A 12,434-nucleotide genomic window follows, 5' to 3' on the forward strand; every position below is an offset into this window, starting at 1 on the left:
ACAAGAGACGCGAGCGTACACATTTATCGTCCTGGTCGGGTCAGCCCGGGGATGAGGACGTCGTCGACGAGAACCTGCACGGTGCGACGGGTGGGCGGCCGGCCCGGCATGATGGACCGGAAGATGAGATAGCCGGGCAGTAGGTCCCAGAGTTCGTCGGTGATTGCCTCCTGGGCGATCTCGCCACGATCAACGGCCTGTTGCAGCACGTGCCGTATCAAGGCCCTGCGCTGATCGATGAATTGGCGTTGCATCACCTCGTTGAGTGCCGGGTTGCGCGACACCTCGACCATCACCGCGCGGATCGTGCTGGCGAGTTGGCGTGTCTCCTGACAGCAGACCTCACCAAGCCGTAGCAAGTCGCCCCGCAACGTGCCGGTCTCCGGCGCGACCGCGACCTGACGGACGCCCTCGATGAAGGCGGCCAACACCAGTTCGGCCTTGGACGGCCAGCGTCGGTACACGGTGGCCTTGCTGGCGCGGGCGGCGCTGGCCACCTCGTCCACCGTCAACCGGTCATAGCCGTGCTCCTGCAGCAGCCGCAAAGTCACCGCAAGCAACTCGGCTTCGCGGGGCGACCACGGTGATGCGTCGCCACACCGATCGGCAGCCTGGGCCATAGCGCACACAATAGGCCCGTCGGGGCTGTACGGTCCAGTACCGTACCCTCACTGCGCCGATTCGGCGGCTTCCTCCCCTACGGGCGGTCCGTCCGCCAGCAGCCGGCGAAACCCGTCCTCGTCGAGGATCGGCACGCCGAGTTCGACGGCCTTGTCGTATTTGGATCCCGGCGAGTCGCCGGCAACCACATAGTCGGTCTTCTTCGACACCGAACCGGCGGCCTTGCCGCCGCGCGACACGATCGCCTCCTTGGCGTCGTCACGCGAAAAGCCCGGCAGCGAGCCGGTAACCACGATCGTCAGGCCTTCCAGCGTGCGCGGCACGCTGGCGTCGCGCTCGTCGGCCATCCGCACTCCGGCGGCCCGCCACTTGTCGACGATCGCGCGGTGCCAGTCCACGGTGAACCACTCGGTGACGGCGGCGGCGATCGTCGGTCCCACGCCCTCGACGGCGGCCAGCTGTTCGGTCGACGCCCCTTCGATGGCTTGCAGATCGCCGAATTCGGTTGCCAGCGCGCGCGCGGCCGTCGGGCCGACGTGCCGGATGGACAACGCGACCAGCACTCGCCACAGCGGTTGCGACTTGGCCTTGGCGAGGTTGGCCAGCAGCCGCTTGCCATTGGCCGACACCGCGCCGCTCTTGGTGGTGAACAACTCGGTGCGCAGCAGGTCGTCTTCGGTGAGCGAGAACAGGTCTCCCTCGTCGGAGATCACTCCGGCCTGCAGCAGCGCGATGGCGGCCTCGTATCCCAGCGCCTCGATGTCGAAGGCGCCGCGACCGGCGACATGAAACACCCGCTCCCGCAGTTGCGCCGGGCAGGAGCGTGAGTTGGGACAACGGATGTCGGCGTCGCCCTCCTTGGCCGGAGCCAGCGTGGTGCCGCACTCGGGACACGTTGTGGGCATGACGAATTCGCGTTCCGAGCCGTCGCGCAGGCCGACGACGGGGCCCAGCACTTCGGGAATCACGTCGCCGGCCTTGCGGATCACCACGGTGTCGCCGATCAGCACCCCCTTGCGCTTGACCTCGGCGGCGTTGTGCAGTGTGGCCAGACCGACCGTGGATCCGGAGACGGTGACCGGCGTCATGAACGCGAACGGTGTGACGCGCCCGGTGCGGCCGACGTTGACCCGGATGTCGAGCAGCTCGGTCTGCACCTCCTGGGGCGGATACTTGTAGGCGATCGCCCACCGCGGCGCCCGCGACGTGGAACCGAGCCTGCGCTGCAGCGCCACATCGTCGACTTTGACTACGACACCGTCGATTTCGTGATCCACGTCGTGACGGTGCTCGCCCCAGTAGGCGATGCGTTCGAGGGCGCCGGCCGCGTCCTCGACCCGGGTGGTGTGGTCGGAGACGGGCAGGCCCCACGCCCCCAGCGCGAGGTACGCGTCGTGCAGGGTGGCCGGCCGGAATCCCTCGGCGTGCCCGACCCCGTGGCAGATCATCCGGAGCTTGCGCCGGGCCGTGACCGCGGGGTCCTTTTGGCGCAGGGAGCCCGCGGCGCTGTTGCGCGGGTTGGCGAACGGCGTCTTGCCGTCCTCGACCAGTGCGGCGTTGAGGGCTTCGAAATCGTCGAGCCGGAAGAACACCTCGCCGCGCACCTCGAGGACGTCGGGTATCGGATAGCCGTCGCGGGCCGTCAACCGCTCCGGGACGTCGTCGATGGTGCGGGCGTTGAGCGTGACGTCCTCGCCGGTGCGCCCGTCGCCGCGGGTGGCCGCGCGGACCAGGCGGCCATCGCGGTACACCAAAGCCAATGCGACACCGTCGATTTTGAGCTCGCACAGGAACGGGACGTCGTTGCCCACCTCGGCGCGGACCCGGGCGGCCCACAGGTCGAACTCTTCGGTGCTGAACACGTTGTCCAGGGACAGCATCCGTTCCAGATGCTCAGCCGAGGTGAAATCCGTGGCGAACCCCGCGCCGCCGACGAGCTGGGTGGGCGAATCGGGCGTGCGCAACTCGGGATGCTCGTCCTCGAGTGCGGCCAGCCGCCGCAGGAGCTCGTCGAATTCCGCGTCGGAGATGATCGGCGCGTCGCGCACGTAGTAGCGGAACTGGTGTTCGCGCACCTCGTCGGCCAGCTCACGCCACTGGCGCCGTACCTCGGGCGGGACGGGGTCGTCTTCTGGCGAGCTCACCTCCGCAGGCTATCGAAGGGCGATGACAGCGTCTGCGACGCCTTTGGCGAGCACCGGCCCGTTCAGTCCTCCACGAAAGCCCGCAACCGGTCCGCCGCGGCGTCCCAGCGCCGCGACAATTGGTTCAGGTAGTCACTGGCCCGGGCCAGCGGCTCGGTTTGCACGGTCCAGATGCGCTCGCGACCCCGCCGGCTGCTGGCGACCAAACCGACCGATTCAAGCAGCTGCAGATGCTTGCTGGCCGCTTGCCGGGTGACCGGAATGACGCTGATGACTTGCGATGTCGAACTCGGACCGAGATCGCAGAGCCGAACGATGATGCGCAGTCGGTTGGGGTCCCCGAGCGCGTCGAAAACCGGCGCGCCCACCGAAAGCTGCGCGGTCACACCCGCAGGCCCTCGGCGTATCTGCGAACCAGGTCGGCCTGGATCCCCCAGCCCTCGGAGTTGGCGTCGTACGACGCGAAGCGCCGCGTCTCGGGGATGGCGTCGAAACCGGATTCGGTGATGGTGAGCAGCACGCCGTCGGGCGTCTCCGACAGGGCGAACTCGACCAGCGTGGTCGGTTCCCGGTCGTAGTCGACGTTCGGCTCGACGGCAAACGGATGCCAGCGGTAGGCGAACCGCCGCTGCGGTTCGATGGCGACGATCTGCCAGGTGGAGCGGGTCCCGGCATGCGGCTGCTGGCGTTTGGCGACCTCCTCGTCGACGGTGGTCGGGGTAATCGTCGCGCCGACGGGCTCGCCCTCGACAAAGGGCCCGTCGAAGCGGACACCGAACCAGCGCCCGAACTCCTCGGCGTCAGCGATGGCCCGCCACACGCGGTCCAGCGGTGCTCGCAGCAATGTTTGCTTCTCAATCCGATCCGTACTCATATGCAACCTCCTAGTTGCCTTTCAGTTCAGCACACGGTCGTGCGATATGCAACCAATTGGTTGCCTATGTGATCGCGTCCGGGTCTTCGGCGAACGCGTCGGCGGCCTTGCGGGCCAGCTCGATCGCGGTCCGGGCCCACTGCGGCGTGGCCGTCGCCAGGCCGCAGGCGGGGGTGACGCCGATGCGGTCGCGCAGCGCGGCGCGGCCGAATCCGAGCCGATCGGTCACCGCCGCGACCGCGGCGGCGATCTCTTCCGCCGACGGCTTCTTGTCCGGTTGCCGCACGGGGACCACCCCGAGCATGACGGTGCGTCCCGACTCGACGAATGCCGCGACGCCGTCCAGGTCCGCCGCCCGCAACGTGGCGGCTTCCACCGATACGGCGCCAATAGTGCTGCGCTGCAACAGATTCCACGGCAATCCGGGTGCGCAGCTGTGTACCAGCACCTCGGCGCCCGCCGCCGCGACGCACGTGTCGAGCAGCGACCCGGCGACCGCCTCGTCGAGCGCGGCTACCGGGCTCAGCGCGGTCACCCCCCTCAGCTCCCCGCCCAACGCCGCCGGCAGTGACGGTTCGTCGAACTGGACAGCGACCTGCGTGTCTAGCCGCCGCGCCAGCGCCGCCCGATGCGCGGCAACGCCTTCGGCCAGCGAGGCCGCCAGATCGCGCACCGCGCCGGAATCGGTGATCGCCCGGTGGCCGTTGGCCAGCTCGAGCTCGGCCGCCAGCGTGATCGGGCCGGGCGCCTGCACCTTGACCATGCGGCCAGCGCCGCGCAGGCCCGCGGTCTCCCACGCCTCCTCCAGTGCGTCCATGTCCTCGTCGAGGAGGCTGACGGCCCGGCGTGTCACCGCGCCGGGCCGCGCGGCGATGCGATAGCCGCGCGGCGCCGTGTCGATGGCCACGTCGATCAGGAGTGCGCCCGCGCGGCCAAGCGTGTCGGCACCGACTCCCCTGGCCGGCAACTCGACGATGTGGGCCAGCGCGTCCGCCAGCTCACCGACGACGACCTCGGCGGCCTGCCGGGCCTGGATGCCGGGCCACGACCCGACGCCGCTGGCCCTGGCGAACGCGGTGCCGAAAACACTCACCCGGCAACCGTATTCGACCTCGCGTCGCGGGACGCCGGCCAGGGGGTGTCTGCCACGGGGCCGGTCGAGTAGGTTCGAGCGAGAGAGGTACGTGCAAACGGTGTCGCAGATCCGGGGATTGGCGCGCCCGCTGCTGTTGTGCGGCGCGGCGTTGCTGATCGCGGCGTGCACCCGGGTGGTCGGCGGCACCGCGGTGCCGGGATTCGGCGCCCCCCACCGGGGTGTGCAGGGCGTCAACGTCGACACCATCCTGCTGGACCAGCCACGCATGCAAGCGATTACCGGCGCCGGCCAGCACCTGACGATCATCCCCACGATGGATGACACGTCCCCGGTGGACATCGACGCGTTGGCCAATACCACCCCGCGGGAGTGCCGGTTCCTGTTCGCCGAGACGGCGACGTTTGGGCCCGACATCCAGGAATTCCACAAGACGACCTTCCAGGACCCGCCCGACGGCGCGCTGATCTCCGAAGGCGCGGCGGCCTATCGGGACGCCGACGGAGCGCGGGGCGCGTTCGGCGCGCTGGTGAAGACCGTCGGGAACTGCGCGGACGGCGTGGCCGGCCAGATGTTCGTCGGCGAGTGGAAGGCCGACGCCAACTCGCTGCAGATGCGGCCCGGCGGCTGCGGTCGCGACTACCGGGTGCTGTCGGTGGCCCTGCTAGAGGTCACGTTCTGCGGATTCCCGCAGACGGTGTCGGACATCGTGATGACCAACATCGTCGCCAACGTGCCGGGCTAGCCGCGGGTGCCGGTGATGGTGGCGCTGCCCAGCACCTCGTCACCGCCGGGGTCCGGGCGATACATCACCAGCGTCTGGCCGGGCGCCACGCCGCGCAACGGGGTACGCAACCGCACGTCGAGTTCGTCGCCGACCAATTCAGCCACCGCACCGGCGGTTTCGCCGTGGGCGCGCACCTGAACCGCGCACTCGACGGGACCCGCGAATGGCACCCCCGCGGTGAAGACCGGCGCCCGCCCCCGCAGCGCAACCACATCGAGATCGTCGGCCGCACCCACGTGCACGGTCGCGGTGTCGGCATCGATGGCCGTCACGTAGCGCGGGCGGCCATCGGGTCCCGGCCCGGCGATGCCCAGGCCTTTGCGCTGGCCGATGGTGAAACCGTGCACGCCGTCGTGGGTGGCCAGCACCGCGCCGTCGGCGTCGACCACCGCGCCGCGGCGCACCCCGATGCGCTCCCCCAGAAACGCGCGGGTGTCGCCGGACGGGATGAAGCAGATGTCGTGGCTGTCCGGCTTGTCGGCAACCGCCAGGCCACGGCGCGCGGCCTCGGCACGGATCTGCGGCTTGGGGGTGTCGCCGATCGGGAATGCGGCGTGGCGCAACTGCTCGGCCGTCAGCACGGCCAGCACGTAGGACTGGTCCTTGTCCCCATCGACGGCACGACGCAGCCGACCCTGCGACAACCGGGCGTAGTGCCCGGTGGCCACCGTGTCGAAGCCGAGCGCGAGGGCTCTCGCGGACAGCGCCGAGAACTTGATGCGCTGATTGCATCGCACGCAGGGGTTGGGGGTCTCCCCACGCGCATACGACGACACGAAATCGTCGATCACATCCGCTTTGAACCGGTCCGCGAAATCCCATACGTAGAACGGGATTCCGAGCACGTCAGCCACTCGCCGCGCATCGGAGGCGTCTTCTTTCGAGCAGCACCCCCGCGAGCCGGTGCGCAGCGTGCCGGGCGCGCTGGACAGCGCCAGGTGCACGCCGACCACGTCGTGCCCGGCGTCCACCATGCGCGCGGCGGCGACCGACGAGTCCACGCCACCGCTCATCGCGGCGAGGACCTTCATCGACCCGCTCCAGCCGCCGCCAGGGCGGCGCGCCGGGCCCGATCCACCGCGCCCGGCAGCACCCCCAATACGGCGTCGATGTCGGCGTCAACACTGGTGTGCCCCAACGAAAGACGCAATGAGCCGCGCGCGCTGGCCGGATCGACGCCCATCGCGATCAGCACGTGTGACGGCTGCGCGACACCGGCGGTGCACGCCGAACCGGTCGAGCACTCGATCCCGTTGGCGTCCAACAGCATCAGCAGCGCATCGCCCTCACAGCCGCGGAAGGTGAAGTGCGCGTTGCCGGGGAGCCGCAGGGGGTACCTCCCGCTTGCGGGGGACGGGTCGGCGGCGCCGTTGACAACGACGTCGTCGATGCCCGCGAGTACGCCCTCGACCAGGCGATCGCGTAACGTTCGCAACCGCGCACCGTTGGCCGCGAGTCCGTCCACCGCGATGCGGGCCGCCGCCGCCATTCCGACGGCGCCGGCCACATCGGGTGTGCCGGAACGGATGTCGCGCTCCTGCCCACCGCCGTGCGACAGCGGTACACAGGTGACGTCCCGCCGCAGCAGCAACGCCCCGACCGCCGGCGGACCGCCGAACTTGTGTGCGGCCACACTCATCGCCGACAGCCCGCTGGCGGTGAAGTCGACGGGCAGCTGCCCGACCGCCTGAATGGCGTCGCTGTGCATCGGGACGCCGAATTCGGCTGCGACGGCCGCGAGTTCGGCGACCGGCATCACGGTGCCGACTTCGTTGTTGGCCCACATCACCGACACCAGCGCGACGTCGTCATTACGGGTCAGCACCTCGCGCAGCGCGGCCGCCGACACCGACCCGTCGGGCGCGGTGGGCAGCCAGGTCACTTCGGCGTCCTCGTGTTCGACGAGCCAGTTCACCGAGTCGAGGACGGCGTGGTGTTCGACCTCACTGGTGACGATGCGCCGGCGGCGCGGCTCGGCTCCCCGCCGGGCCCAATAGATCCCCTTGACGGCCAGGTTGTCGCTCTCGGTGCCGCCCGCGGTGAAGATCACCTCCGATGGACGCGCGCCCAGCTTTTCGGCGATCAGCTCGCGCGACTCCTCGACCCGGCGCCGCGCCGCCCGGCCGCTGGTGTGCAGCGAGGAGGCGTTGCCCACAGTGGCCAGCGCAGCCGTCATCGCCTCGATGGCAGCGGGGTGCATCGGGGTCGTGGCGGCGTGATCGAGATAGACCATGACCCGCCCCACGATACCTGCAGGCCAGGGCGGCCCCGAAGCTAGGAAGCCACCAGCACGTGTCCCCGACCCGACTGCTGCCCCGCGCGCCGCGACACCCCGACGCCCACGGCCCACTGGCAGCGGCGGGCCAGCGCCCGCCGATCGGCGCCCGGTAGCTGCAGGGATTCGACGTGAACGTGCGCCCACGTGCGGCGCACGGTGAGCAACCGGCAGATCGACCGCCACAGGGTGTCGTCGCCGACGAACGCGGGAGCGGTGGAAACGGCGCCATCGGCGTGGTGGTAGGTCAACCGAAGCGGCTGCACCGGGCGGCCGGCGTCAATCGCGGCCTGGAACATCGCCGGATAGAAGGAACCGCAGGCGACGCCGCACCAGGTGGTGCCTTCGGGGAAGGCCACCACGGTTTGACCGGCACGTAGCCGATCCGCGACGGTGTCTACCACTTCGGGCAGCCGTCGCAGACTGGCCCGCTCGATGGGGATGATCTTGAGCATGCGGGCCAGGGGTCCGGTGAACATGTCCGCGCGGGCGACGAACGACCCCGGCAACACCGAACCGATGGCGAAGACGTCCAGCCAGGACATGTGCGGGCTGACCACCAGGACCCCGCGCAGGTTGCGAATCGGGCTGCCCGACACCCGAATCCGCACCCCGAAACAGCGCAGCACCGCGCGGCAATAGAAGCGCTGCACCCGCAGCTGGCCCGGCAGCGGCACCAGCGCCAGCGGTACCCCGGGCGCCAGCAGCACCGCCAACAGGACGCGAAGCGTCACCCGCAGCACCACCCGCCACCGCGACGACGACGCGGTACCCACACCCACGCAGCTGCTATCGCACGTCGCGCGGGGCAGCCAGGCGTGGGCGGCGGTCATCGTGCGCCGCCGGCCATCTCATCCGCCATTTGAGAAGCCGCCGACACCGACCGGAGCCGCTTGAGATATCGGGTATCGGCCCGTCGTTTGTCCAGCAGCACGCAGAAGTCACCCACGCCGAAATCCGGATCGTGCGCCGGCTCGCCGCAGACCTGCGCGCCCAGCCGCAGGTAGCCACGCATCAGCGCCGGAACCGACGGCCGCGGCGGCGCGGGAATGTCGTCGAGGGCCCGCCCGTCGACGCGCACCGGCAGGTGCGGCTCGACGCGGTACCGCTCCGGCGCGCCGTGCCGGCTCAGGATGAAGTCCCGGACGCCGCGCAGCTGGCTGCCCGGGACGTCACCGTCCGATTCGGCGCCGATGGGCACCGACACGCACCCCGTCACGTAGTCGTAGCCGTAGCGGTCCAGGTAGGCCAGGATGCCCGCCCACATCAGCAGCACCACGCCGCCGTTGCGGTGACCGTCGCGCACCACGGCGCGCCCCATCTCCACCAGCGACGGCCGCAGCGGGTCGAAGGCGCGCACGTCGAATTCCGTTGCGGTGTAAAGCCCACCGGCCGCGATGGCCCCGGCCGGCGCCAACATCCGGTAACAACCCACCAGCTCACCGGTGTCGTCGTCGCGGACCAGCAAGTGATCGCAGTACTCGTCGAAGCGGTCCGCGTCGACGTGGTCGGCGGCCGGCAGCGCGAAGCCCGGCGTGCTGGTGAACACCTCGTAGCGGAGCCGCTGGGCCGCCTCGATCGAATCGGGGTCGGTGGCCAACAGCAGCGAGTAGCGCGGTCCAGACGAACCGATCGCCTCCGGCTGGTCGCCGGCTATCAGGACAGAAGCAATGCTCATGGGAAACAACGTCGCGCAGTCGATGTACCGATCGGCATCGCCGCTGTGACGTGTCGGTGCACGTCAGGTGACGAAATGTCGCAGAAATAGTGGCGAAAACAACAGCCCCGCGGGGTAATCCGCGGGGCCGTTGGTTAACTCGGTGGGGCCGTCAGCCCTTGCGGGCCTTGATCGCGTCGGTGAGCTGCGGGGCGACCTTGAACAGGTCGCCCACCACGCCGTAATCGGCGATCTCGAAGATGGGCGCCTCTTCGTCCTTGTTGACCGCGACGATGGTCTTCGACGTCTGCATGCCCGCGCGGTGCTGGATCGCACCGGAGATGCCCAGCGCGATGTAGAGCTGCGGAGAAACCGTCTTGCCCGTCTGGCCGACCTGGAACTGGCCCGGGTAGTAGCCGGAGTCGACGGCGGCGCGTGACGCCCCGACCGCAGCACCCAGCGAGTCGGCCAGCGCCTCGACGACGTTGAAGTTCTCGGCGCTGCCGACGCCACGGCCACCGGAGACCACGATGGTGGCCTCGGTCAGCTCCGGGCGGTCACCGGCGACGGCGGGCTCGCGCGACGTGATCTTGGTGGCGTTCTCGGCGGGAGCCGGCACCTCCACGGTGACCTGCTCGCCGGCGCCCGCGGCCGGCTCGGCGTCGATGGCGCCGGCCCGCACCGTGATCACCGGGGTGTCGCCGTTGGCCTGCGCCTCCACGGTGAACGCTCCACCGAAGATGGAATGGGTGGCCTTGGCGCCCTCCTTGACGTCGACCACGTCGACGAGCAGACCGGAGCCGATCCGGGCCGCCAGCCGTCCCGCGATCTCCTTGCCGTCGGCGTTGGCCGCCAGCAGCACGGCGGCGGGCGCGTTGGACTCGGCCAGCGCGGCCAGCACGTCGACCGTCGGGGTGATCAGGTAGTTGTCGACGGCGTCGGACTCGGCGACGTAGATCTTGGCGGCGCCGGCCTCCTTCAGCCCGTCGGCCAGCGGCGCGGCCGTGCCGGGCGCGCCGACAACGACGGCGGCCGGCTCACCCAGCGCGCGGGCGGCGGTGATCAATTCGGAGGTGACCTTCTTCAGGGCGCCTTCGGCGTGCTCGACGAGCACCAATACTTCAGCCATGGGTTATATCGCTCTTCTCGTTGGATGACGGGCGTGGGGTTCAGATGATCTTCTGGCCGACCAGGTACTGGGCGATCTGGTTGCCGCCTTCACCTTCGTCGGCGACCTTCTCGCCCGCGGTCTTCGGCGGCTTCGGCGTCGACGACAGCACCGTGGTGCCGGCATTGGCCAGCCCGACCTCGTCGCCCTCGACCCCGATCTCGGCCAGCGTCAGGACAGTGACTTCCTTCTTCTTGGCGGCCATGATGCCTTTGAAGGACGGGAAGCGCGGCTCGTTGATCTTCTCGTTGACGCTCACGACCGCGGGCAGTGTGGCCTCGAGGGTGAACACGCCGTCGTCGGTCTCGCGCTCGCCGATGACCTTGCCGCCCTCGAGCGACAGCTTGCGCAGGTGGGTGAGCTGCGGCAGCCCGAGGTACTCGGCGATGATCGCCGGCACCGCACCGCCGACGCCGTCGGTGGCCTCGTTACCGGCGATGACCAGCTCGGTGCCCTCGATGGTGCCCAGCGCGCGGGCCAGCGCCCACCCGGTCTGGATCACGTCCGAGCCGTGCATGCCGTCGTCCTTGAGGTGGACGGCCTTGTCGGCGCCCATGGACAGGGCCTTGCGGATCGCCTCGGTGGCGCGCTCGGGACCGGCGGTCAGCACGGTCACCGACCCCTCGACGCCGTCGGCGGCCTCTTTCTCCCGAATCTGCAGCGCCTCTTCCACGGCGCGCTCGTTGATCTCGTCCAGCACCGCGTCGGCGGCCTCGCGGTCCAGCGTGAAATCGCCGTCAGTGAGCTTGCGCTCCGACCACGTGTCTGGGACCTGCTTGATCAGGACCACGATGTTCGTCATGAGTGTGGTTCGTCCTCCTCGAAGGAGTTCCGCAGTGCGCGACTGCGGGAACTCGGTACACGTTTAGCAACGCACAGCGGTATTACTACGAGGTAAGTTTGTGCGTTCTGCACTCACACCATAGCGGGTCGTAGTGCACGTTCCTTCGGCCCGGTTCGCGAATCGGACACTTCGCGTTAGCCTCCCTATGCAATGAGCGCATTCGTCCCCGACGTCCCGCAACGCGTCCCCGGCAGCACCTCGCCTGCGCCTGACGCGGTGTTGACGCTGACAGGCGAGCGCACGATCCCCGATCTGGACATCGAGAACTATTGGTTTCGCCGCCACGAGGTGGTGTACGAACGGCTTGCGCCGCGCTGCGCCGGCCGCGACGTGCTCGAGGCCGGATGTGGCGAAGGTTACGGTGCCGACCTGATCGCGGGCGTCGCCCGCCGGGTCATCGCGGTCGACTACGACGAGGCCACGGTGGCCCACGTCCGCGCCCGCTACGCCAGGGTGGACGTCATGCAGGCAAACCTGGCCGACCTGCCGCTGCCCGATGCGTCTGTGGACGTGGTGGTGAACTTCCAGGTGATCGAGCACCTGTGGGACCAGGCCCAGTTCGTGGCCGAATGCGCCCGGGTGCTGCGCCCGTCCGGGTTGTTGATGATGTCGACGCCCAACCGCATCACCTTCTCCCCGGGTCGCGACACCCCGGTCAATCCGTTCCACACCCGCGAACTCAACGCGCGCGAGCTGACCGAGCTGCTGGTCGACGGCGGTTTCGGCGAGGTGTCGATCAGTGGTGTGTTCCACGGTCCGCGGCTGCGCGAGATGGACGCCCGGCACGGCGGCTCGATCATCGACGCGCAGATCGCGCGCGCGGTGGCCGACGCGCCGTGGCCGCCCGAGCTGGCCGCGGACGTCGCCGCCGTCAGCACCGACGACTTCGACCTGATCGAGGCGGGCGACTCGAGCGCGCACGACATAGATGACAGCCTGGATCTCATCGCGATCGCGGTGCGCCCGTGAAC

At 69.7% G+C, this 12,434-nt stretch carries 13 protein-coding genes; 2 read left to right on the forward strand and 11 right to left on the reverse strand.

Annotated elements, in window-relative coordinates; genetic code table 11:
• Window positions 1–23: 23 nt before the first annotated feature.
• From A5745_RS21485 to A5745_RS21505, 5 genes are all read right to left on the reverse strand, one after another.
• A complete protein-coding gene (locus A5745_RS21485) occupies window positions 24–632 on the reverse strand; it encodes a TetR/AcrR family transcriptional regulator (protein ID WP_139329719.1) in 609 nt (202 codons plus the stop codon).
• 36 nt (window positions 633–668) lie between these two features.
• The gene (ligA, locus tag A5745_RS21490; protein WP_076118739.1) at window positions 669–2,765 is read right to left on the reverse strand and encodes an NAD-dependent DNA ligase LigA; all 2,097 of its coding nucleotides are present in this window, start codon (window positions 2,763–2,765) and stop codon (window positions 669–671) included.
• Window positions 2,766–2,827: 62 nt separating this feature from the next.
• Window positions 2,828–3,151 carry a helix-turn-helix transcriptional regulator gene (locus A5745_RS21495; RefSeq protein WP_076063276.1) on the reverse strand — a complete coding sequence of 108 codons (324 nt, stop codon included), beginning with the start codon at window positions 3,149–3,151 and terminating at the stop codon, window positions 2,828–2,830.
• Window positions 3,148–3,639: an SRPBCC family protein gene (locus A5745_RS21500; protein ID WP_076118741.1), complete on the reverse strand. Its 492-nt coding sequence runs from the start codon at window positions 3,637–3,639 to the stop codon at window positions 3,148–3,150. Before A5745_RS21500 ends, A5745_RS21495 begins: the two co-directional genes overlap by 4 nt.
• Before the next feature lie 64 nt (window positions 3,640–3,703).
• Window positions 3,704–4,732 carry a methionine synthase gene (locus A5745_RS21505; protein WP_076118743.1) on the reverse strand — a complete coding sequence of 343 codons (1,029 nt, stop codon included), beginning with the start codon at window positions 4,730–4,732 and terminating at the stop codon, window positions 3,704–3,706.
• A gap of 109 nt (window positions 4,733–4,841) precedes the next feature.
• Between A5745_RS21505 and A5745_RS21510 the strand changes: the two genes are divergently transcribed.
• Window positions 4,842–5,477, forward strand: coding sequence for a sensor domain-containing protein (locus tag A5745_RS21510; RefSeq protein WP_170874523.1), 636 nt, complete (start codon window positions 4,842–4,844; stop codon window positions 5,475–5,477).
• On the opposite strand, the gene mnmA is transcribed toward A5745_RS21510, so the two are convergent.
• The 6 genes from mnmA to A5745_RS21540 all read right to left on the reverse strand — a co-directional run bounded on the left by mnmA (window position 5,474) and on the right by A5745_RS21540 (window position 11,421).
• On the reverse strand, window positions 5,474–6,550 hold the full coding sequence (gene mnmA / locus A5745_RS21515; RefSeq protein WP_076118746.1) for a tRNA 2-thiouridine(34) synthase MnmA: 1,077 nt from the start codon (window positions 6,548–6,550) through the stop codon (window positions 5,474–5,476). The genes A5745_RS21510 and mnmA overlap by 4 nt on opposite strands.
• Window positions 6,547–7,752 carry a cysteine desulfurase family protein gene (locus tag A5745_RS21520; protein WP_076118749.1) on the reverse strand — a complete coding sequence of 402 codons (1,206 nt, stop codon included), beginning with the start codon at window positions 7,750–7,752 and terminating at the stop codon, window positions 6,547–6,549. The genes mnmA and A5745_RS21520 overlap by 4 nt, the downstream gene beginning before the upstream one ends.
• A 41-nt stretch (window positions 7,753–7,793) precedes the next feature.
• Window positions 7,794–8,627 carry a 1-acyl-sn-glycerol-3-phosphate acyltransferase gene (locus A5745_RS21525; protein WP_076063285.1) on the reverse strand — a complete coding sequence of 278 codons (834 nt, stop codon included), beginning with the start codon at window positions 8,625–8,627 and terminating at the stop codon, window positions 7,794–7,796.
• Window positions 8,624–9,472, reverse strand: coding sequence for a GNAT family N-acetyltransferase (locus A5745_RS21530; RefSeq protein ID WP_076118752.1), 849 nt, complete (start codon window positions 9,470–9,472; stop codon window positions 8,624–8,626). Before A5745_RS21530 ends, A5745_RS21525 begins: the two co-directional genes overlap by 4 nt.
• Window positions 9,473–9,623: 151 nt before the next feature.
• Complete coding sequence (locus A5745_RS21535; RefSeq protein WP_076063289.1) at window positions 9,624–10,580, reverse strand: electron transfer flavoprotein subunit alpha/FixB family protein; 957 nt, start codon at window positions 10,578–10,580, stop codon at window positions 9,624–9,626.
• A gap of 40 nt (window positions 10,581–10,620) precedes the next feature.
• The gene (locus A5745_RS21540) at window positions 10,621–11,421 is read right to left on the reverse strand and encodes an electron transfer flavoprotein subunit beta/FixA family protein (protein WP_076063291.1); all 801 of its coding nucleotides are present in this window, start codon (window positions 11,419–11,421) and stop codon (window positions 10,621–10,623) included.
• A 192-nt stretch (window positions 11,422–11,613) separates the two neighbouring features.
• Between A5745_RS21540 and A5745_RS21545 the strand changes: the two genes are divergently transcribed.
• A complete protein-coding gene (locus A5745_RS21545; RefSeq protein ID WP_076118755.1) occupies window positions 11,614–12,432 on the forward strand; it encodes a bifunctional 2-polyprenyl-6-hydroxyphenol methylase/3-demethylubiquinol 3-O-methyltransferase UbiG in 819 nt (272 codons plus the stop codon).
• The last annotated feature ends 2 nt before the right edge of the window (window positions 12,433–12,434 follow it).

This window comes from Mycobacterium sp. IS-2888 (genome assembly GCF_001954215.1).
GTDB lineage: Bacteria > Actinomycetota > Actinomycetes > Mycobacteriales > Mycobacteriaceae > Mycobacterium.

Excerpts from the sequence above, each read along its gene's own strand:
- A5745_RS21500 (WP_076118741.1), bottom strand. The coding sequence starts at position 3,639 with ATGAGTACGGATCGGATTGAGAAGCAAACATTGCTGCGAGCACCGCTG.
- mnmA (WP_076118746.1), bottom strand. The coding sequence starts at position 6,550 with ATGAAGGTCCTCGCCGCGATGAGCGGTGGCGTGGACTCGTCGGTCGCC.
- A5745_RS21520 (WP_076118749.1), bottom strand. The coding sequence starts at position 7,752 with ATGGTCTATCTCGATCACGCCGCCACGACCCCGATGCACCCCGCTGCC.
- A5745_RS21525 (WP_076063285.1), bottom strand. The coding sequence starts at position 8,627 with ATGACCGCCGCCCACGCCTGGCTGCCCCGCGCGACGTGCGATAGCAGC.
- A5745_RS21530 (WP_076118752.1), bottom strand. The coding sequence starts at position 9,472 with ATGAGCATTGCTTCTGTCCTGATAGCCGGCGACCAGCCGGAGGCGATC.
- A5745_RS21535 (WP_076063289.1), bottom strand. The coding sequence starts at position 10,580 with ATGGCTGAAGTATTGGTGCTCGTCGAGCACGCCGAAGGCGCCCTGAAG.
- A5745_RS21540 (WP_076063291.1), bottom strand. The coding sequence starts at position 11,421 with ATGACGAACATCGTGGTCCTGATCAAGCAGGTCCCAGACACGTGGTCG.
- A5745_RS21545 (WP_076118755.1), top strand. The coding sequence starts at position 11,614 with ATGAGCGCATTCGTCCCCGACGTCCCGCAACGCGTCCCCGGCAGCACC.